General features: G+C 58.2%; 20 protein-coding genes. 3 read left to right on the top strand and 17 right to left on the bottom strand.

Annotated elements, in window-relative coordinates:
- Positions 1–171: 171 nt before the first annotated feature.
- Positions 172–393 (bottom strand): hypothetical protein, encoded by a 222-nt coding sequence (locus B058_RS17850; protein ID WP_157265716.1) that lies wholly within the window; start codon positions 391–393, stop codon positions 172–174.
- On the opposite strand from B058_RS17850, the gene dsrA reads away from it, so the two are divergent.
- Positions 386–1,690, top strand: coding sequence for a dissimilatory-type sulfite reductase subunit alpha (gene dsrA, locus B058_RS0109030; RefSeq protein ID WP_018508155.1), 1,305 nt, complete (start codon positions 386–388; stop codon positions 1,688–1,690). The genes B058_RS17850 and dsrA overlap by 8 nt on opposite strands.
- A gap of 126 nt (positions 1,691–1,816) precedes the next feature.
- Here the strand turns inward: dsrA and B058_RS0109025 are convergent, their stop codons facing one another.
- Genes B058_RS0109025 through B058_RS0109000 form a run of 6 tightly spaced genes read right to left on the bottom strand, consistent with a single transcriptional unit; the run spans position 1,817 to position 7,524 of the window.
- On the bottom strand, positions 1,817–2,536 hold the full coding sequence (locus B058_RS0109025; RefSeq protein ID WP_018508154.1) for a (5-formylfuran-3-yl)methyl phosphate synthase: 720 nt from the start codon (positions 2,534–2,536) through the stop codon (positions 1,817–1,819).
- A complete protein-coding gene (locus B058_RS0109020; protein ID WP_018508153.1) occupies positions 2,533–3,105 on the bottom strand; it encodes a DUF447 domain-containing protein in 573 nt (190 codons plus the stop codon). Before B058_RS0109020 ends, B058_RS0109025 begins: the two co-directional genes overlap by 4 nt.
- Positions 3,102–4,505, bottom strand: a complete 1,404-nt coding sequence (locus B058_RS0109015) for a DUF6513 domain-containing protein (RefSeq protein ID WP_018508152.1) — start codon at positions 4,503–4,505, stop codon at positions 3,102–3,104. Before B058_RS0109015 ends, B058_RS0109020 begins: the two co-directional genes overlap by 4 nt.
- Positions 4,481–5,032 carry a flavoprotein gene (locus B058_RS0109010; protein ID WP_018508151.1) on the bottom strand — a complete coding sequence of 184 codons (552 nt, stop codon included), beginning with the start codon at positions 5,030–5,032 and terminating at the stop codon, positions 4,481–4,483. The genes B058_RS0109015 and B058_RS0109010 overlap by 25 nt, the downstream gene beginning before the upstream one ends.
- Before the next feature lie 22 nt (positions 5,033–5,054).
- On the bottom strand, positions 5,055–5,549 hold the full coding sequence (locus tag B058_RS0109005) for a 6-pyruvoyl trahydropterin synthase family protein (protein ID WP_018508150.1): 495 nt from the start codon (positions 5,547–5,549) through the stop codon (positions 5,055–5,057).
- A gap of 4 nt (positions 5,550–5,553) precedes the next feature.
- Positions 5,554–7,524 (bottom strand): sigma-54-dependent Fis family transcriptional regulator, encoded by a 1,971-nt coding sequence (locus B058_RS0109000; RefSeq protein WP_018508149.1) that lies wholly within the window; start codon positions 7,522–7,524, stop codon positions 5,554–5,556.
- A 308-nt stretch (positions 7,525–7,832) separates the two neighbouring features.
- Here B058_RS0109000 and B058_RS0108995 point away from each other — a divergent pair, with 308 nt between their 5' ends.
- Together B058_RS0108995 and folE2 are read left to right on the top strand one after the other, a co-directional pair.
- Positions 7,833–8,381 (top strand): SCO family protein, encoded by a 549-nt coding sequence (locus B058_RS0108995; protein ID WP_018508148.1) that lies wholly within the window; start codon positions 7,833–7,835, stop codon positions 8,379–8,381.
- 20 nt (positions 8,382–8,401) lie between these two features.
- Positions 8,402–9,274 carry a GTP cyclohydrolase FolE2 gene (folE2, locus tag B058_RS0108990; RefSeq protein WP_018508147.1) on the top strand — a complete coding sequence of 291 codons (873 nt, stop codon included), beginning with the start codon at positions 8,402–8,404 and terminating at the stop codon, positions 9,272–9,274.
- A gap of 44 nt (positions 9,275–9,318) precedes the next feature.
- Here folE2 and folK read toward each other — a convergent pair whose 3' ends face one another.
- From folK to B058_RS0108940, 10 genes are all read right to left on the bottom strand, one after another.
- Positions 9,319–9,876 carry a 2-amino-4-hydroxy-6-hydroxymethyldihydropteridine diphosphokinase gene (gene folK / locus B058_RS16750; RefSeq protein ID WP_040723950.1) on the bottom strand — a complete coding sequence of 186 codons (558 nt, stop codon included), beginning with the start codon at positions 9,874–9,876 and terminating at the stop codon, positions 9,319–9,321.
- Complete coding sequence (locus B058_RS0108980; protein ID WP_018508145.1) at positions 9,873–10,109, bottom strand: formate dehydrogenase subunit delta; 237 nt, start codon at positions 10,107–10,109, stop codon at positions 9,873–9,875. The genes folK and B058_RS0108980 overlap by 4 nt, the downstream gene beginning before the upstream one ends.
- Before the next feature lie 7 nt (positions 10,110–10,116).
- Positions 10,117–10,938: a formate dehydrogenase accessory sulfurtransferase FdhD gene (gene fdhD, locus B058_RS0108975; protein WP_018508144.1), complete on the bottom strand. Its 822-nt coding sequence runs from the start codon at positions 10,936–10,938 to the stop codon at positions 10,117–10,119.
- Positions 10,925–13,774: a formate dehydrogenase subunit alpha gene (gene fdhF / locus B058_RS0108970; RefSeq protein WP_018508143.1), complete on the bottom strand. Its 2,850-nt coding sequence runs from the start codon at positions 13,772–13,774 to the stop codon at positions 10,925–10,927. The genes fdhD and fdhF overlap by 14 nt, the downstream gene beginning before the upstream one ends.
- Positions 13,771–15,333: a formate dehydrogenase beta subunit gene (locus tag B058_RS0108965; RefSeq protein WP_018508142.1), complete on the bottom strand. Its 1,563-nt coding sequence runs from the start codon at positions 15,331–15,333 to the stop codon at positions 13,771–13,773. The genes fdhF and B058_RS0108965 overlap by 4 nt, the downstream gene beginning before the upstream one ends.
- On the bottom strand, positions 15,330–15,755 hold the full coding sequence (locus B058_RS0108960; RefSeq protein ID WP_018508141.1) for a formate dehydrogenase subunit gamma: 426 nt from the start codon (positions 15,753–15,755) through the stop codon (positions 15,330–15,332). Before B058_RS0108960 ends, B058_RS0108965 begins: the two co-directional genes overlap by 4 nt.
- 443 nt (positions 15,756–16,198) lie before the next feature.
- The gene (locus B058_RS0108955; RefSeq protein ID WP_018508140.1) at positions 16,199–16,951 is read right to left on the bottom strand and encodes a sulfite exporter TauE/SafE family protein; all 753 of its coding nucleotides are present in this window, start codon (positions 16,949–16,951) and stop codon (positions 16,199–16,201) included.
- A 94-nt stretch (positions 16,952–17,045) separates the two neighbouring features.
- The gene (locus tag B058_RS0108950) at positions 17,046–17,495 is read right to left on the bottom strand and encodes a GNAT family N-acetyltransferase (RefSeq protein ID WP_018508139.1); all 450 of its coding nucleotides are present in this window, start codon (positions 17,493–17,495) and stop codon (positions 17,046–17,048) included.
- A 48-nt stretch (positions 17,496–17,543) separates the two neighbouring features.
- The gene (locus B058_RS0108945; RefSeq protein ID WP_018508138.1) at positions 17,544–18,398 is read right to left on the bottom strand and encodes an amidohydrolase family protein; all 855 of its coding nucleotides are present in this window, start codon (positions 18,396–18,398) and stop codon (positions 17,544–17,546) included.
- A 268-nt stretch (positions 18,399–18,666) separates the two neighbouring features.
- Positions 18,667–19,581 carry an ABC transporter ATP-binding protein gene (locus tag B058_RS0108940; protein WP_018508137.1) on the bottom strand — a complete coding sequence of 305 codons (915 nt, stop codon included), beginning with the start codon at positions 19,579–19,581 and terminating at the stop codon, positions 18,667–18,669.
- Positions 19,582–19,583: the final 2 nt, after the last annotated feature.

Genomic DNA, 19,583 nt, shown 5'->3' with positions numbered 1-19,583 from the left:
CTAGCCAGTTGGTTGGTTAGTATCATAGTGTCAGAAATGGTTTCAAATGTAACTATTCTTATTATTTAACATAATATACATTATGCGAAGTAATGGATTCAGACCGGCAAGTTCAGCCGGTGCGTAATAAGGCATGTGCTCATCCGGCCTGAGCGATCCCATTTGGCTCCATCAATCGAAATATGCGATAGATAACCAGAAAAAAATATCGTTTGTTAAATATTCGAAAAAAACTATCTTTGCTTGATGAGGCAGTGGCAGTGCAATCTCGCCAGCCTCTTCCTGCCCGATATTCCCTTCTGCTAGCCAGGGATCGGCGCTCTGCAAAGTGGAATACGCAAGCATTTGACCAATCAGCAATTTACGACCCGCGAAGGAGACCGATATGAGCAAGCCCCTGTTCGAAACCCCTAATCTTGACGAACTCGAGAAAGGCCCTTGGCCAAGTTTTGTCACTGGTCTCAAGCGTCTGGCAAAAGAGAGCGACATGATGCATGACCTGCTGGGTCAGCTGGAAACGTCGTATAAGACCAAGACCGGTTACTGGAAAGGCGGGACTGTCGGCGTATTCGGCTACGGAGGTGGCGTGATCCCGCGGTTCACCGAACTGAAGGACGGGAACGGCAAGCCTGTATTCCCCGAGGCGGCCGAGTTCCACACGCTGCGCATCCAGCCGCCGGCCGGCATGCACTACACCTCTGATCTCCTGCGCAAGATGTGCGACGTTTGGCAGGAAACGGGGGGATCTGGCCTGATCGCCTTCCATGGCCAGTCTGGCGACATCATGTTCCAGGGCATCCGCACCGAGAACGTCCAGAAGGCCTTCGACCGCCTGAACGAGATGGGTTTCGATCTTGGGGGCGCGGGCCCCTCGCTGCGTACCTCAATGTCGTGCGTCGGCGCAGCACGTTGCGAAATGTCCTGCTACGACGAAGCCAAGGCGCTGCGTACCGTCATCAACAACAACATAGACGACATGCATCGTCCTTCGCTGCCATACAAATTCAAGTTCAAGTTTTCGGGATGCCCGAACGACTGCGTCAACGCCATCATGCGCTCCGACCTGGCAACCATCGGCACTTGGCGCGACAACATCCGGGTCAATGAAGAACTGGTTCAGGCTTACTACAAGGTCCACGGCATGGAGGATCTCATCAATGACGTCATCACCAAGTGCCCGACCAAGGCCATCGCCCTGGTGTCTTCCGACAAGTTCAAGGCCGACGAACATGTGTCCGCTGCCAACCTGGGCGACGGCAAAACCATGTGTATCGACAACAAGAACTGCGTGCGCTGCATGCATTGTCTGAATGTCATGCCTGGCGGTCTCCTGCCAGGCAAGGACAAGGGTGTCACGATACTCATCGGCGGCAAGGGCGTGCTGAAGATCGGCGCTACCATGGGCACGGTCGTGATCCCGTTCATGAAGCTGGAAACCGATGAGGACTTTGAGAAACTGAATGAACTGGGCCGCAATGTCATCGACTTCTTTGCGGAAAATGCGCTGGAACACGAGCGCACCGGCGAGATGATCGAGCGTATCGGCCTGACCAACTTCCTCGAGGGCTTGGAGTTGCCGGTCGATCCCAACATGGTCGTCCAGCCACGCTCCAATCCCTTCTTCCGTTCCGACGACTGGGACGAGCAGGTCGAGAAATGGCTGGAATACAAGGCCAGCAAAACGGCGTGACGGTGATATTGAACGTGCTTGATGGCCGTGGCTTGGCAGGTGTCGGCCTGCCAGCCCTACCCTACCGGCCCCTCCCATCGTAGCCGCTCATGGAAATGGCCAGAAAGTCCGAGGGCTTGCGCAAGCTCATACGCAGGCCATTGTTTGTGCGGATACCCCTCGCATCTTCACAATGGCATCGGAGACGGCAAACATGGCCCCCGCATCCAGCGACTGGGTACGGGCATGACTGCGGCACAAGGCACCACGAAACCCAAGATAGTCCGCACCAAGCGGCGCGAGGACGGGGATATCCGTTGCCCGCAAGGATCCGGCAAGGCCGCTGATCAGCCCCAGGTGTCTGGCATGGTCAACAAAGCGGGTGAGACGTGCGACTGGCTGATGCCGAAGCAGGCCGCCCGCGGACTTGTCCAGCGTGTCCAGCATGATGCCCGCAAACCCACATTCGGCGAGCCGATCGGCCAGTCCGATATCGATATCCGGGTTGCGGTCGGCGAACAAGACTGCAACCAGACGGTGCTGGCTGCACAAGGGCGCCAGTGCCGCGAGGCAATCATGCAACGCCGGGGCCCGGAACAGCCCGATCTTCACGAAATCGACGCCGGTAGCGGCCATCATGTCGACGGCATGGACGACGCCGTACGGCTCCATGGTGGGAAAATCACCCACTGTCGCGCTGACTGGCGCATGCCCACCCACGGCATTGACGATGGCACGTACGGTATCCAGAGGCAAGGCGCCCAGTGCGCCGGTATGCGGGTTCTTGGCGTCGACGATGTCGGCACCTGCGGCGAGCACTTGCCGCGCCTCACCGACGTCCGTCACGCTGGCGAGCCAGCCCGTCATGCCGCCTGCTCCTGCTGGCGATGCGCGTCGATTTTTTCCTTCAGCCAATTCCAGGCCTCCAATTCGCGTGGCCCCGCCGTCTTGCCGATCGCAATGGCGAGATAGTCCATTTCCTGTTTCACCTTGTCGGCAGGCAGCATGCCGAGCCGGCTGATCAGGATGCAGGCCTCTATGACGGCAGCCTGGGCACGGTTGTGACCGGGGAAGGCTTCATGGTTGGCATGGATCAGTTCGCGACAGATGAAACGGGGCCGGACCGCGTCTTCCTCGATCCGCTCCACAATCAACTCGCTGTGACTGAGCGCGTCCGCGAGCCGGCCGCAAGTGACCTGGGTACACGGAACAAGCGGCCAATCGCGCCGCCCCGTGAGGCAACCGGCGAATACGCGCACGTCGGTGGGGTGACTGATCGCAGCCACGCCGGTGGCGCGCAGGTTGTCGAGTGTGCGTGAGGGATGAAAAGGCGACAGGACGATATATCCGTTTTCACGCCGGAAGCCCAATGGGGCGATATGCGTCCCGCCGTCCGGCGTGGCGGTGGTCAGGATGGCTTCCAGAATCATGCTCATGATGGCTCCGTTTGAGGGGTTGTGCGCGTGCTGCCGGGTCCGCATTGAACCGTGAGGTTTTCTTCCTTGCGACGCAGTCCCATGCAGCCCCAGGTCAGCTCCTCGTCCTGGCTGTAACGCTTGCCCAGTTGCCAGGCGATCTGCGCCCGGGCCAGTTCTACACCCAGATAAAACGCATGGCCGCCATCCTGTTCCAGTTTGAGATGCGGCCACAGCGCAAACGGATCGGTCGCACTGTGCATGCCGTCGCGGTTGTAGATGTGCAGGCCTTCCTCGCTGATCTGGATCCGGAAGCTGGGATCCTTCACAGCGCTCGCCATCGCGGCGATTTCTTCTCGGTCGTACGGAAACGGCCTGCGGTGATGCATGCCGAGCAGCGCATCGGACAAATCGCGCGGCAGGCTCTGCCCCTCGCGCGCGGCGAACATCATCCGACGTGCAGCGTCGATCTCCCGTACCGCGCTGCGGCAATGCGGACTGACCTCCGTGGTGAGCAGCGCCCGGATATTCAGCTCCGCCATGACCCCCAGCAACAGGGCATGGATGCCGGCTGTGTCGGCATCCGTGAGCTCGGAGAGGTTGCCGGTGCCCATCAGGATGTCGGCCTCGGGCATTCGCCGGCGCAGTTCATGGTAGCGCGCCAGCGACGCAGCAAATCCGAACGGCAGCGGATCCAGAATAGGGTCGGCGAAATACGGGCGATTGTTCGCCTCCATCCGTTGCATGGCTTCGATCAGATCGTTCAGATCTCCATGGTGCGCGGGAATCAGGATGGGCGTGGCCGCCACTTCGTCGGCCAGATACAGGGTGTCCGTGGTGAGCGACAGCAGGTAATCCGCGCCCGCCCGGCCGCCGCGCAGCAATTCGTCCGGATCGAGGGAGTCGACGCTGACCCGGTAACCGGCCGCTTTCAGCGCCTGCACCGTTTCTTCCAGGTGCGGAAACGGTGTCTGAGGCAAGCCGCCGATATCGATCACGTCGGCGCCATCGGCAACGTAACGAGCAGCCTGGTCCAGTATGGCCTCGATGCGCATGCGCGGCGCATCGACCAGCTCGGCAAACACGAGGACATCATGGCGCGACAGATCGGGCGCGCGGCGCTGCCGGCCGAAAAACGCCGGTAAGTCCATGAGTTCGTCGGGCCCCCGTTCGACCGGGATGCCGAAATGTTCGGACAAGGCCGCAAGGTCGCCGCGGCAACGGCCGGGCAACAGGATGCGGTCAGCCCCTCGGGTGTCCGTCAAGCGGCGACGGATCATGTCGCCCGTCAACAAGGCCGCAACCTGCACACCCGGCACCTGCACGTCCCAGGTAAAGCCCGCGTCACCCATGTCCGTGAGCACACGCCTCAACTGCAGTTCGGCCAGGCGGCCCGTCAGGAAGAGGATGTGCTCAGACATGTCATTCTTTGGTCAATGGCAGACTTCAATGCCTCGATGCTTTCCGCCACCTGGGTATAGGGAAAGCGCTTCAGCCTTTCGGTATTTTCCAGATCGATGGGCCGGGGATACAGCATGACGGTCTGGCCTGGCGCTTCGGTGATCACCGTCGGCTCGCAGTCACAGGCAAACACGATACTGGGAATGCGGCATTTGCCCGCCTGGGCGTAGAGATTGGTGACCAGCGTGTCGGAGATTCCGGCCACGCATTTGGCCACGGTGTTGGACGTGGCCGGGCCGACAATCAGCGTGTGGTAGTGGCCGCTATAGAGAAAGCCTACCGGCACGCTGCTGGCCGTGTGGTCCTGAAAGACGCGCATTTTCTCACGCAGGCTCTTGAGCGGGATGCCATACATTCCGAGTACTTCGGCCGCAGCTCGCGTGACGAAAAGATCGACATCCGGAAGCGTCTCGATAATTTCCAGGCTTTCGCGAAGGTAATGTCCCGAACCTGTCAGTCCCCAGGCGATGCGGGGCGTTTCTTGCACTAGCACGGCCTTGCCTCGGGGTTCATTGCGGGAAGACGTGTCGGGAGAACCCCCATTGGCGATCGGCCTCCTCCACTCCGACTTCCAGCAAATGGACGCCTCCTGCCAGGTTTTCCCGGTGAAGTGCCTCGGTCAGGCGTTCGCCGATATGCCGGGCGATCAACTCCGCTGTGGCATTGGGTATCTGCAGAATGGCGCAGCTTTCCTTCTCGATCCAGAAACGCTTGCCGAAGCTTTCAACCTTGACCAGGCCGTCTTCCTCGGCCAAGCGGACAACAGGGCTGGTGGCGGGCAAGATCACGCGATCGGACAATTCCTGGCAGATTTCCCGCGCCAGGCGGGTCAATGCGACAAAATCCAGGACGTAGCCTTCGCCCGTATCCTCGCCATGCGCCGTCACGCGCGTGTGAAAGTTATGGCCGTGCAAATTTTCACAGACATTGCCATAGGTGATGAAGTGAGCGGAATTGAAACCCAGATCGGCAGGCTCAACCCAGGTGACAAACGGGGACGGCATCAAATCATTCCTCCTTGTTGATGCGGATGTTCAGGTTGTTCATCTTGCGATACAGCGTGTTGCGGCTGATTTTCAGATTTCGGGCCGCGAGCGTGACGTTCCAGCGGCTCTTCTCCAGGTTCAGCAAAATAGTTTCCCGTTCCGCCATCTCCAGCGCGGACAACGGGGTCTCCTTACTGCTGCCAGCACTGTCATCGGCTTCCGACCGGGGCGCTTGCGCGCAGATTTCTTCAGGCAGATCGTAAATCGTGATTTCAGGGCCATCGCAAAGAGCCAGAGCCGTCCTCAGGACATTGCGCAACTGCCGGATGTTGCCGGGCCAAGCGTATGATTCGAGTTGCCGTAAGGCACCCTTGCTCAACCCTACCCGTTCCTTTTCCCCGCATTCTAGGCTCAGGATATGGTTGATGAGTTCGCGCTTGTCGCCTCGTTCACGCAAAGGCGGGAGGTTCAGCGTGATGCCCTGCAAGCGGTAGTACAGATCTTCCCGAAAGCGCCCTTCCGCCACCAGTTCCTTGAGGTCACGGTGGGTGGCACTGATCAGCTTGATGTCGACCTTGACGGGCGTTTCGCCACCCAGCGGGATCACTTCGCGTTCTTCCAGTACCCGCAGCAAACGGGCCTGCAGCATCACGGGCATGTCGCCGATTTCATCCAGGAACAGGGTGCCGCCGTTCGCCTGGAGAATTTTCCCGCGACGACCCTCACGGTTGGCGCCGGTGAACGCCCCCGACTTGTAGCCGAAAAGCTCGCTCTCGATCAGGGTTTCCGGGATGGACGCACAGTTCACCGCCACGAAGGGACGCTTGCCGCCAGCCTGTTCCTGATGGACGCCTTGGGCAAACACCTCCTTGCCCGTCCCGGTCTCGCCCAGCAGCAGGATGGGGATATCCCGGCCCAGCACGCGCTTGGCGCAGTGAACGTTATGTTCCATGGTCTGGTCGCCGAACTGGAGCTCACTTAGGCGTATGACCTTTTCGTCGCCCGCAGGCGGGTTCTCGATGACAGCCTGCCGCGCAGCCCGTCCGGACAGGACAGAACTGCGCGACTCGGGCGGCTGGACAAGGCCGAAGAAGCGGTTCCCCCGCTTGGCCTCATACAGGGCGACCGGGTTAAGCCATCCCTGGTTGTTCCGTCCGAGCAGGGCGTCCATACCCGTATTGAAGAGGTCACGTAGTTGAAGTCCAGCCAGATCGGCATGCTTCTTGTAACCCAGCTGGAACAGGGCGCTCCGGTTGGCGGCCAGGATATAGCCTTCCTCATTCAAGGCCAGCGCGCCTTCCCAGAGTGTCCCGATGAATTCAGGCCGGCTGTGGAAGCGTAGTGCGTAATGATCGCGGAAATTGCACAGGAAAGTACGGTTCTCGATCATCTGCGCCGACATGTTGACCAGAACCAGGGTATGTTGCTGCGCGAGATGGGAAAAGCTGGAGGCGTCCAGGACCGCCATCAGCCTGCCTTCATGATCGAAGATAGGCGCAGCCGAACAGGTCAACCCGACATTGCGTGCCAGAAAGTGCTCATGGTGGTGGACCAGAAGGGGACGCTGCTCGATGGCACAGGTGCCCATACCGTTCGTGCCTTGGTACTGCTCGCTCCACAGCGCCCCCTCCACCATCCCACACTGCCTCGCGGCGTCGGAAAACGAGGGATCGCCCAGATAATCCAGTACCACGCCTTCGCGGTAGGTCAGCAACACCGAAAAACCGGATCCCGACAATTGCTGGTATAGCGTGGCCATCTCGCCTTGCGCGATCGCACGCAAGGACTCCAAAGGCTCCTGCCTATCCTTCAGTTCTCGGCTGTCCAGTACGACCACCGGCTCATCGCGAACCGGATCCAGGCCGAAGTCCCGCACGCATCGATTCCATGACTGGGCAATCGCCGGCCCGACTTCCGTCGCGTTCATGTCGCCACGCGACTCGACCACAGCATTCACAATACGGGCATGTTCCAAGATTTCGTGCCTTTCCATCGCTAAATCCTTACCGTGAATATGGAAGCAATATCCGCACCAACATTACAAAGGTGCCCAGCGCACGTCGTATTCCGTTGTTTGTCCCCAAAAAACGGGGACAAACTGAAATAGTTGCCGATCGAAATACAGATCGCGTGAAATATACGGTACAGGTTGTACCGAAACTGGAACGTTCACAAGCCTTTTTCTCCAATATTGCTCCGAATGGACGGATCACCTGCACCCTGATCCATAAGACATCGGGCTACATGGCACGGTTCATGCAGCAGCCTCTGGCACTAGATACTTGTTAGGCAATGAGAAATATGAATTCTGTGCGCTATGGCATCGTGTCCCTGCTCCTGTTCTGCACGTCCCTGGCATGGGCCGGGTCGCATACGCTGGGCGGGGATTTCACGCTCCGCACCACACAGAACAAGGAAGTCTCGCTTTCGTCGTTCAAGGGCAAGGCTGTGTTGCTGTATTTTGGCTTCACTTATTGCCCGGACATGTGCCCGACGGAACTGCTGCAATTCAAGCAATTACTGGCCATGCTGCCTGCCGACAAGCGCTCCCTGGTTCAACCGATTTTTATCAGTGTTGACCCGAAACGGGACACCGCCGATGTCCTGGAACCCTATGTGGGTTTTTTTGACAAGAGCATTCTGGCGCTGACCGGCAGCGAGCAGGAGTTGCACAAAGTGGCCGGCCAGTATGGCGCGCACTTCCGCTATGTGCCGACGGGCTCCAGCTATACCGTCGACCATACGGTGAACATCTTCCTCATCGACACCCAGGGCAAGCTCGTGAGAATCATTCCTTACGGCACCCCCACCCAGGATGTACTGAAACTCGTCACGGCCTTGCTGCCTTGATGAACAGACCAAGGACGCTCATGACCTCCTGCGACACCGTTTGCGAAACCGACCTGCCCTGCCCTTCAACCCTGCCTGGCCGCAGGCCTGCCCAGCCTGCCGATGCAGCCATCCCCGATGTCCAGAACACGCCGGATGCCCGCAGGATCGCCATCGACAAGGTCGGCATCAAGGCCATCCGCCATCCCGTCAGGGTGCGGGATAAGAGCAGCGGCACCCAGCACACCATCGCCACCTTCGGCATGTACGTGCATTTGCCCCACCACTTCAAGGGCACGCACATGTCCCGCTTCATCGAGATCCTGAACAGCCAGGATCGCGAGATCACGGTGGAATCCTTCGAAAGCATGCTTCGCCAGATGATCGAGCGTCTGGAAGCCCGCTCCGGGCACATCGAGATGAGCTTCCCCTACTTCGTCAACAAGCGCGCACCGGTCTCGGGCGTCAAGAGTCTGCTCGATTACGAAGTCACGTTCATCGGAGAAATCCGGGATGGTGTGTATCACCAGACTGTCAGAATCCTGGTGCCATGCACCAGCCTGTGTCCCTGTTCCAAGGGCATCTCGAAATACGGCGCTCACAATCAGCGCTCGCATATAACGATCACCGTCAAGACGAACGATTTCATCTGGATCGAAGACCTGATCCACATCGCCGAAGCGAATGCCTCCAGCCAGCTCTATGGTCTACTGAAGCGGCCGGATGAGAAATACGTCACCGAGAAGGCTTACGAGAATCCGAAATTCGTGGAGGACCTGGTGCGCGATGTGGCCAGCGCTCTGAACGAGGATGCTCGCATCGAATCCTATGTGGTCGAATCGGAGAATTTCGAATCGATCCACAATCATTCCGCCTATGCGCTGATTGAGCGCACCGCACCGCTTCCCGTATAAGTCAGGACTGCATTGGGGCCGGCGGGACCAGACAACCGGATAGGTCAGGCGTAGGCGCGGGGCATCAATCCCTGGCCAAGTCTGCGCAGAACCTGCAGTCCATCGTCCAATCCAGGGAAATCGATGCGGCGGACCTCATCCCGGTCCGTCATTCTTTCGAGGATCGAAGCCGCCCGGCCATGCCGGGGCAGCACGCACTCGGGCTCGATTTCCACCAGCGGCGCCAGGACGAAAGACCGCAGGTGCAGGCGCGGATGTGGCACGATCAGCGCCGGATCGCCATCCAGGATCAGGCCATCGTACAGAAGCAAATCGAGATCCAGCGTGCGCGGCCCGTTGCGCACGTGACGCACACGGCCATGGCGCGTCTCCATCGCTAGCAATTCGCCCATCAGCGCATCCGGCGACAGTCCGGTTTCCAGTAGAACGGCCGCATTGATGAAGTCGGGTTGGTCGGCATAGCCCACGGGCGCCGTCCGATAGAGCGACGACGCACGCAACAGGCGGGTATGCGGCAGGGAATCGAATTCATCCATGACGGCAAGCAGGCGAGCTGCGGGCCCGTCGACATTCCCCCCCAGGGCGACGAAGGCTCGGCTCATTGGAGTTTGCCCAGTATCTGCTCACGATGCCGGGTCAGGGCTTCGCTGACCAACGGCGTCAGGGTGCTGTCCTGCGCCGAATCCAGGTAGGCGTAAAGACTCTGGCGCATGCGCTTCTCCCAGAAGCGGGCCAGATGATCCGCAACGCCCGCGCTTGCGACCACCCGATCGGGCTCGGCCTCGAAGTAGGCGCCGATCTGATTGGCCATGTGGATCAGGTGTTCAATATTCATGTGTTGCTCAGGTTTCGATTCGTTCCGGGGTTGAATAAATGGTGTAACGGCCCTGGCGTACGAAACCCGCCAGGGCCAGCCCCACTTCCTGGGCCAGCCGGATCGCGTAGGCTGTCGGCGCGGAGACCGCCGCCAGAATGGGGATGCCGACGCTGGCTGCCTTCTGCACCATCTCGAAGCTGGCACGGCTGGTGACCAACGCGAAGCCGGCGGCAGGATCGCGCCGGTCTTTAGCCAATGCGCCGATCAGCTTGTCCAGCGCATTGTGGCGGCCCACGTCCTCACGCACCGCCAGCAAATCGCCTGCGGCGTCTGCCCAGGCGGCCGCATGTACGCCACCGGTGCTGGCATGCAGCGGCTGCTTCTGCTGCAACTGGGCCAGCGCCCGATGGAGCGCCGCGGCCGCGATGGCGGGGCCGGCTGGCAACAGCGCCAGGGTGCGGGCCACCTGATCCAGGCTTTCTACGCCGCACAAGCCGCATCCCGTACGGCCGGCCAGCGCACGGCGACGGTTCTTGAGTTCGGCGAACCGCGCTTCGGCAATACGCATTTGCACGACTACGCCGCGGGTTTCGATCTCCAGATCCAGGTCATACAGCTCGCTGGGGTCCGCCAGGATTCCTTCGCTCAGGCTGAATCCGAGGGCAAAGTCCTCCAGGTCGGTCGGACTGGCCAGCATCACGACATGCGAGATGCCGTTGTAGGACAAGGCGACCGGTACTTCTTCCGGCACCGAGTCCATTCGCATGCCACTCGGACCGCGCGCGGCGGTTTCCACCAAGGGAGACGGCAGCGTCATGGAGGAGCCGGGCAGGTCACACAGGCGCACCGGCCGGCTCCTGCTTCAGCAGTTTCATCTGTTCCTCGCTGAATTGCGCAAACTGCTTCTGCCAGGTCGAGGGCTGTTCCACACGCGACAACTGCACAGCGGTCACCTTGTACTCCGGGCAATTGGTGGCCCAGTCGGAGTTCTCCGTGGTCACCACGTTGGCGCCGGAGCCGGGCCAGTGGAACGTGGTGTAGACGACGCCGGGCTGCATGCGCTCGCTGATTCGCGCGCGCAGCACGGTCTCGCCGGCACGGCTCTGCACGCCGACCCAGTCGCCGTCACGGATGCCGCGATCCTCGGCATCCACTGGATGCAGCTCGAGGATGTCTTCCGGATGCCACGCGTTATTCGCGGTACGCCGGGTCTGTGCACCGACGTTGTATTGCGACAGGATGCGGCCGGTGGTAAGCAGCAGCGGGAAGCGACGGTTGACGCGCTCGTCCGTGGCAACGTACTCGGTCAGCATGAAGCGTCCCTTGCCCCGCACGAATTCCGTCACGTGCATGGTCGGCGTGCCGTCCGGATGTTCCGCGTTGCAAGGCCACTGGATGCTGCCCAACCGGTCCAGATTGGCGTAGGACACGTCGTGGAAGGTGGGGGTCAGGCGCGCAATTTCGTCCATGATCTCGGACGGATGGCTGTAATTCATCGGATAACCGAGTGCGTTCGACAGCATCTGGGTCACTTCCCAGTCCGCATAGGTGGCAAGCGGACGCATCACCTTGCGGATGCGCGAAATGCGCCGTTCTGCGTTGGTGAAGGTGCCGTCCTTTTCAAGGAAGCTGGCGCCGGGCAGGAAGACATGCGCGAATTTCGCGGTTTCGTTGAGGAAGAGATCCTGCACCACCAGACACTCAAGGGACTCCAGTGCATGGGTGACATGCCCGGTGTTCGGGTCGGACTGGGCGATGTCTTCACCCTGTACGTAGAGCCCTTTGAAGCTGCCGGCGATGGCGGCGTCGAACATGTTCGGGATACGCAGGCCGGGTTCGTCCGAAAGCGGCACACCCCAGACCGACTCGAACAGCTCGCGGGTGGCGACGTCCGAAACGTGGCGATACCCGGGCAGTTCGTGCGGGAAGGATCCCATGTCGCACGAGCCCTGCACGTTGTTCTGGCCGCGCAGCGGATTGACGCCGACGCCGGGGCGCCCGATGTTGCCGGTGGCCATGGCCAGGTTGGCGATCCCCATGACCATGGTGGACCCCTGGCTGTGCTCGGTCACGCCCAAACCGTAGTAGATGGCTGCATTGCCGCCTGTCGCATACAGTCGCGCAGCCGCGCGTACCTCGTCCGCCGGCACGCCGGTGACGGATGCGGTCGCTTCCGGCGAATGCCGCGGATCGGCAATGAAGGTACGCCATTTATTGAAGGCCTCCGCCTCGCAGCGATCCACGACGAAATCCTCGTCGACCAGCCCCTCGGCCACGACGACATGCGCCAGGGCATTGATCAGCGCGACATTGGTGCCGGGCAGCAGCTTCAGGTGATGGGCGGCGCGCACGTGCGGCGTGTCGACCAGATCGATGGCGCGCGGGTCGGCGACGATCAGCTTGGCGCCCTGGCGCAGGCGCTGCTTCATGCGTGAACCGAATACCGGGTGACCATCGGTCGGGTTGGCACCGATCACCATGATCACGTCCGCCTGCATCACGGAATCGAAGTCCTGAGTACCCGCCGATTCGCCCAGCGTCTGCTTGAGGCCATACCCGGTTGGCGAATGGCACACGCGAGCGCAGGTGTCGACGTTGTTGACGCCAAAGGCCGCACGCGTCAGCTTCTGGACCAGATAGGTCTCCTCGTTGGAACAACGCGAGGAGGTGATCGAGCCGATCGACTCGGCCCCGTATTTTTCCTGCAGGCGCCGCAGCTCGCTCGCCGTGTGGGCGATGGCCTCCTCCCAGCTCACCTCGCGCCAGGGATCGCGGATCGAACTGCGGATCATCGGCGTGGTGATACGGTCGGCATGCGTGGCATAGCCCCAGGCGAAACGGCCCTTGACGCAGGCATGGCCATGATTGGCGCCACCATTGAGGTCGGGCACCATGCGGATCACTTTCTCGCCCTGCAACTCGGCATTGAGCGAGCACCCCACGCCGCAATAGGCGCAGGTGGTTGTGACGCTGCGTTGGGGCTGCCCCATCTCGATGACGGATTTTTCCATCAGCGCCGCTGTGGGGCAGGCCGCGACACAGGCGCCGCAGGACACGCATTCGGACGACATGAAATCCTCGCCGCCCGCTGCCGCGATGCGACTGTCGAATCCGCGTTCGGTGGTGGTCAAGGCGTAGGTGCCCTGGATGTCGGAACAGGCCCGCACGCAGCGCGAGCAGACGATGCACTTCGACGGATCGTAGGCGAAATAGGGATTCGAGGTATCCGTCGCTTCCTGCAGATGGTTTTGGCCGTCGGCGTAGCGGACTTCGCGAAGGCCGACGCGGCCGGCCTGGTCCTGCAACTCGCAGTTGCCGTTGGCGGAACAGGTCAGGCAGTCGAGCGGATGATCGGAGATATACAACTCCATGACGCCACGGCGCAGACGGAACAGGGCATCGTTCTCGGTGGTGACCTCCATGCCCTCCTCCGCCAGCGTGGTACATGAAGCCGGGTAGCCACGCCGGTTCTTCACCTGGACTACACAGAGTCGGCAGGAGCCGAACGATTCCAGCTGTTCGGTCGCACACAGCTTGGGAATATCGATTCCCGCTTCGGCGGCGGCATGCATCACCGAGGTTCCGGCCGGAACGGTAATGGGAACGCCGTCGATGGACAGCGTGACGTGTTGGGTGGACGTGCGTGCCGGGGTACCCCGGTCGTGATGGCAATGCAGGCTCATGTGGAGGCCTCCTCTTGCTTCGGCGACAGGCCGAAATCTTCAGGATAGTGATCGAGTGCGGACAGGACCGGATACGGCGTCATACCGCCCATGGCGCAAAGCGATCCTTCCAGCATAGTCTGGCAAAGATCGCGCAGCAGGGTGTCGTCGTTGGAATGTTGCGGGCGCGCGGCCAGCATGCTGTCCAGCAACTCCACGCCACGAACCGAACCGATACGGCACGGCGTGCATTTGCCGCAGGACTCGATGGCGCAGAATTCCATGGCATAGCGGGCCATTTTCGCCATGTCGACGCTGTCGTCGAAGGCAACGATCCCGCCATGGCCCACCGTGGCACCGACTGCCGCAAACGCCTCATAATCGAGGGGCAGGTCGAAGCGCGACTCTGGCAGATAGGCGCCGAGCGGTCCGCCCACCTGCACGGCACGGATTGGCCGTCCACTGGCGGAGCCGCCGCCGAAATCGTATAGCAGTTCGCGCAGGGTCATGCCAAAGGCGACCTCGACCAGACCGGGTTGCTTCAGGTTGCCCGCAAGCTGGAACGGCAGCGTGCCGCGCGAACGACCGCTGCCGTGCGCTTTGTAGGCTTCGCCGCCATGCGCCAGGATCCAGGGCACGCTGCCCAGCGTGATGACGTTGTTGACCACCGTGGGACGGCCGAACAGGCCCTGCAACGCAGGCAGCGGCGGCTTGGCGCGGACCAGACCGCGCTTGCCCTCGATGCTCTCCAGCAACGAGGTTTCCTCGCCACACACGTAGGCCCCGGCGCCCTTGAAAAGATTCAGTTCGAAGCGTCGTCCAGAGCCGAGCACATTGGCGCCCAGTATGCCTTCACGCGTGGCCGTGACGATGGCATCCTCGAGCACGTCCCAGGCATCCGGGTATTCCGAGCGCAGGTAGATGTAACCGGTGTCCGCCCCCACTGCCAGGCCGGCAATGATCATGCCTTCGATCAGACAAAAGGGATCGCCCTCCATCAGCATGCGGTCCGAGAATGTGCCGGAGTCACCCTCGTCGGCATTGCAGACGATGTATTTTTGTCCGCCGCCTGCATTCATCACGGTGCGCCACTTGATTCCCGTGGGGAAACCTGCGCCGCCACGGCCGCGCAAGCCACCCGTATCGATGGCATCCACGATGTCTTCGGCCTTCATGTCGAGCGCGCGCTCCAGTCCCTTTAATCCGCCATGCGCACGATAGTCCTCCAGCGACAGAGGATCGGTGACGCCCATGCGGGCAAAGGTGAGCCGGGTTTGGCGCTTCAGATATGGAATCTCTTCACTGGGGCCATGGCATAAGGCATGCGCACCGCCCTGCAGCCATCCGGCCTCGAACAGACCCAGCACGTCCTCAGGATTAACCGGCCCGTAGGCGATACGTTGCCCGTCAAGCTCGATCTCGATCAGTGGCTCCAGCCAATACAGTCCGCGCGAGCCGTTGCGCACGATTTCCACATCCAGCCCGCGGTTCCGGGCCTCGTTCTCGATCGTTCGACACACACGCTCCGCGCCCACCGATACGGCACTGGCATCGCGAGGCACAAAAATCCGTTGCGTCATACCCCTCGTCCTTCTGCAAGCATGGCGTCGAGGCGCTCGGCGCTGACCCGGCCGTGCAATTCGTCGTCCAGCATCACCGCCGGCGAACAGGCGCAATTGCCCAGGCAATAAGCCGCTTCCAGCGTCACTTCGCCATCGGCCGTGGTGGCGCCGAACTCGACGCCGAGTTGCGTGCTGGCGTGCAGGGCCAGGGCATCCGCGCCCATAGCCTGGCATGACTCTGCGCGACATATCCGAAGACGCTGGCGGCCGGGTGGCGTACGGCGAAAGTCATGATAGAAGCCGATGACGCCGACCACTTCTGCCTGCGCCATGTTGTGGGCTTTTGCCAGTTCGGCAATGGCATGGTCGGGGATATAGCCGAATTTTTCCTGTAGCCGGTGCAGTGCAGGCAACAAGTCGGCTTGATTTGTACTGGACATAAATCCTCTGAGCAATCAAGAAAACCATTGGGGCGGGGTGTTTGAGAGCTCTCTGCAATTCGCGTGCCAATCGATTTTTCAAACCGGGGCGATTGCAAAATCATGCATAAACAACCGCCTAATCAATCGCAAAGCACGCGAATCCAGTGCAGGAAGATCCAGTACTAGGACAGAATGTCATGCCAGATCAGGCAGAAAAGTGATCTGGAGTCGACACAAATTGTCACACCGTCACGATTCACAATGAATCATCCGGGTACTTTGTAGTAGGTTTGAGCCAGTTGTATGAGCTTGGCCTTGGGCGACTCCGGCTTTCAGTTCGTTTCTTGATCAGCCGGGTCAGGCATGATCCGTACTTCCAATGGATGTCGATGGGTGAACAACGCTCTATTACACACTGGTCTTGTGTGCTGAGTTCCCCCTATAGGAACTCCGATAGGCCATCAAAACCCCAATGCCCGCACCATGAGCCCCGCACCAACAAGAATGCACAATACCCCTACGCTACCCCGCAAAACCTGCGCATTCATGGCATGTACGATCCGCACGCCTGCTACGACACCTGCGACTTCAAAAAGTGTGCAAATGACCAGAAGTTTGTAATCGAATGACCCATATTGCAGATTCCCGGCTGTCCCTGAGAGTGCTGCCAGGATCTGAATTACCTGGCTTGCGCCTATTGTGCTCAGGGGAGGAAATCCCAGCAAAATCATCATGGGAACAGACAAAGCGGGTCCTCCGACACCCGTAAGGCCCGAGCCGAAACCCACGACAGCACCTACGCCAATCAATAATGCCTGCTGAAATCGTGGACGATTCTGAAATATGACCGATTTCTTTTTATTTTTCGTATAGAAAGTGTAAATGCCCGCGAAAACAATAATCGAAGACAGAATCAAAGAGAGGGCTTGTGCATTGATCTTTGCATTTGCCCAGGCGCCGAAAAATCCAAAGATTGCTGCTCCAATGCACAGCGGTACAGTAATGCTCCAGTCGATACTTCCACGCCGTTGAAATGAAAATGTCCCAATAACCCCCGTAAAAATAAATGTGGCCAATGCGGTTGCCATGGCCTCTTGGATTGTCAATCCTCCAAGAATATTGAGTGCCGGAATGAGTAGGATTCCACCTATACCTACAGCGCCGATGAGCATGCCGACGACAAGAGAAACCGCAAGCAGCCAGGCAATTGTCATTGATGCGGCAATATCAGATTAAGAACAATACATTGATTGCAGAAGCCACGTTGAACCTGATTGATGAACCCCCTGCCTTCTGTAATCATCTAACTTAGACAGCCCAGGCTATCTGAAAACTGAAACCATGTTTTGCGAAACCAAGCGACTCATAGAATTTATGCGCCTCATCCCGTTGTAAATGGCTCGACAACGCAAGCTTGTAACATCCTCGCGCCTGACAGTGTTGCATTGCAAACAACATCATCTTCTTACCGATCCCCTTCCCTTGCCACTTATTCGAAACGACAACATCTTCGACAATCCCGAAGGGTTTCCCACCATGAGCTGCGCTTTCGATCACAATTAGCGCAAAGGTACCGACTATCACGTTGTCCTCTTCTGCGACAAAGACGTGATAGTCGGGATATTCTGTATGGCGCATAAACTGTTGTTGAAGCTTGTCGAATGGCTGATCTTCCTCGGGATAGAAGTCAAGCAATTTATAAAGCTCGACCAACCGAGAAAGGTCAGACAATTCCGCCTCTCTAATCGCAACGTTCATTTCGAATAGCCATAAAATTCAATTTTTTCAGGATGCTTCCAGATTTATCTAGATTTTTAATTTAAGTACCCGTTTGGCATTTTTATACATGACCTGGTCGATAACATCATCTTTGAATCCAAGGTTTCTATAATCATCAACTGACTGCCCCATCGCCCGGAAGGGATATGAACTACCAAACAGGAGTTGGTCTTTCATGAAACCGTTTGCTGCTTCAACATAAAGACTTCCACCCGGAAGAAATATATACATATCCGGCACAAGGAAAACATTTTCCCAGCGGAAGGCAACCCCGATTATTTCGTTCACATAGGGATAGAACCCGTGATAACAAATAATCGACAGGTTAGGAAATGCCTTCGCAATCCGTCCCACAGGAGCGGGATCAGTCAGTTCGAGACTAGGAGAGGTTGGCCCTGACATAAGGCAAACGGGAACGCCCAATTGATCACAGGCATCATAGATTGGATATAACAATGGATTGTCGGCCTTCATAGGCGCACTACCGAATCCAGGCTCGAGATTGATACCTTTCAAGCCTAGTTTTTTAATGGCCCGCTCCACTTCGGCAATCGACCCTTTGACGCCCAATGCCAAGGGGTCGACAGAGCCCATGCCAACAAGCTCTTTATGTCCTTGTGTTATTTCACTGATTTCATCATTTGTATGCCGAATTCCTGGTATGTCTCGGCCCACCACCACAGACGCTGTTATGCCCACTTCCCTGATTTCGCCTACAAACCCCTCGACATCTTTTGAGCGGGTAAAGTGCTCGTCGTCTTTTGAACCCACACGCCTATTCAGCCATTTGACCACCTCATACTCATTGGTACCCGGCGTCGCCCCATAAAAATCATGCAAAAATGAAGGCCTACTGCGCATATCAATTACTTTTTTTCCCATTTTCATCTCCAAATATTAAAAGCTTCGATCAGCATTCAAATACACATCGAGGACAGCATGCGAAATTTTGCGTTTTGCCTTTTAACAATTACTTGTTTTACTTAGAATAAATAATTCAAACGAAAAAATTTTCCCCAGGAAAAACAAATATTTACAAATTAAGACGTGAAGCAAACCTAAACAAAAACAAGAGAAATCGGTGAATTTGAGCGTGAGCAATCCACCCGTTATCCAGGACTAAGCATGGCGTTTTATATGATGAATTGATCTATTGTTCGGATGGCCCACTGCCACTGGAACGCTTTGAATAAGCTTCGACAAAATCTGCCGCCGCCTTGCTTCCACCACTGAAGGATTTCATCGCTTCCTTGTGAAGGATGGACAAAGCCTCCATTTTTATGGCAACGGCCCGTTCATTATCAAAAACAAAAGCCAGTCTTCTCGGGCGCGGCAAATCGACTTCGATGGTTGCACGAACCTGTCCCGGAATGTTTGACATGATCAGGAGGCGATCAGCCAGGAAAATTGCTTCATCGATATCCGTGGTAACGAAGAAGTTCGTTCTATGCGACTCTTCATAAAGCCCTGAGTAGTACTCCCACATCAATTCCTTGGACATGCAATCCAAGCCTCGAAACGGTTCATCGAGGATCATGACATCGGGGTTATTGATCATCGCACGAGCCAATTCAGCCCGACGCTGCATGCCGCCGGAGAGTTGCGGAGGATATTTCTCCCTGAAAGCCGTCAGTCCAACCTTTTCCAGCAAATATTCAGCTTGATCCCGATTCAGCTGGGTATTTTCGCCGCGCGCTTTGGGCCCATACATGATGTTGTCGTAGGTAGTCATCCAGGGAAACAATGCCGATTCCTGGAAAACAACCAGACGATCACGCCCCGGACCGGTAATTCGTTTCCCGTCAATTTCGATACTGCCGGACGAGGATTTCTCGAAGCCCGCAAGAAGCCGTATCAACGTGCTTTTACCGCAGCCTGAAGGGCCGATCATCACAGTAAGCTTGTTGCGTTCGATGGTGAACGAACAATCCTTGATTACTTCTTTGGTAAAGAGGCCCGCGCCATACGATTTGCTGACATTTGTAACTTTGATTTCAGCAGCCTTGATCTTCACATTTGGACTCTTCGATGAAGCAGGCGATAGATTTTGAGTAATAGCGTTCATTC

It is taken from the genome of Thiobacillus thioparus DSM 505, from assembly GCF_000373385.1.
GTDB classification, from domain to species: domain Bacteria; phylum Pseudomonadota; class Gammaproteobacteria; order Burkholderiales; family Thiobacillaceae; genus Thiobacillus; species Thiobacillus thioparus.
This window is presented reverse-complemented; position numbering and strand designations above follow the sequence as displayed.

Excerpts from the sequence above, each read along its gene's own strand:
- dsrA (WP_018508155.1), top strand. The coding sequence starts at position 386 with ATGAGCAAGCCCCTGTTCGAAACCCCTAATCTTGACGAACTCGAGAAA.
- B058_RS0109025 (WP_018508154.1), bottom strand. The coding sequence starts at position 2,536 with ATGACGGGCTGGCTCGCCAGCGTGACGGACGTCGGTGAGGCGCGGCAA.
- B058_RS0109020 (WP_018508153.1), bottom strand. The coding sequence starts at position 3,105 with ATGAGCATGATTCTGGAAGCCATCCTGACCACCGCCACGCCGGACGGC.
- B058_RS0109015 (WP_018508152.1), bottom strand. The coding sequence starts at position 4,505 with ATGTCTGAGCACATCCTCTTCCTGACGGGCCGCCTGGCCGAACTGCAG.
- B058_RS0109005 (WP_018508150.1), bottom strand. The coding sequence starts at position 5,549 with ATGCCGTCCCCGTTTGTCACCTGGGTTGAGCCTGCCGATCTGGGTTTC.
- B058_RS0109000 (WP_018508149.1), bottom strand. The coding sequence starts at position 7,524 with ATGGAAAGGCACGAAATCTTGGAACATGCCCGTATTGTGAATGCTGTG.
- B058_RS0108995 (WP_018508148.1), top strand. The coding sequence starts at position 7,833 with ATGAATTCTGTGCGCTATGGCATCGTGTCCCTGCTCCTGTTCTGCACG.
- folE2 (WP_018508147.1), top strand. The coding sequence starts at position 8,402 with ATGACCTCCTGCGACACCGTTTGCGAAACCGACCTGCCCTGCCCTTCA.
- folK (WP_040723950.1), bottom strand. The coding sequence starts at position 9,876 with ATGAGCCGAGCCTTCGTCGCCCTGGGGGGGAATGTCGACGGGCCCGCA.
- B058_RS0108980 (WP_018508145.1), bottom strand. The coding sequence starts at position 10,109 with ATGAATATTGAACACCTGATCCACATGGCCAATCAGATCGGCGCCTAC.
- fdhF (WP_018508143.1), bottom strand. The coding sequence starts at position 13,774 with ATGAGCCTGCATTGCCATCACGACCGGGGTACCCCGGCACGCACGTCC.
- B058_RS0108965 (WP_018508142.1), bottom strand. The coding sequence starts at position 15,333 with ATGACGCAACGGATTTTTGTGCCTCGCGATGCCAGTGCCGTATCGGTG.
- B058_RS0108960 (WP_018508141.1), bottom strand. The coding sequence starts at position 15,755 with ATGTCCAGTACAAATCAAGCCGACTTGTTGCCTGCACTGCACCGGCTA.
- B058_RS0108955 (WP_018508140.1), bottom strand. The coding sequence starts at position 16,951 with ATGACAATTGCCTGGCTGCTTGCGGTTTCTCTTGTCGTCGGCATGCTC.
- B058_RS0108950 (WP_018508139.1), bottom strand. The coding sequence starts at position 17,495 with ATGAACGTTGCGATTAGAGAGGCGGAATTGTCTGACCTTTCTCGGTTG.
- B058_RS0108945 (WP_018508138.1), bottom strand. The coding sequence starts at position 18,398 with ATGGGAAAAAAAGTAATTGATATGCGCAGTAGGCCTTCATTTTTGCAT.
- B058_RS0108940 (WP_018508137.1), bottom strand. The coding sequence starts at position 19,581 with ATGAACGCTATTACTCAAAATCTATCGCCTGCTTCATCGAAGAGTCCA.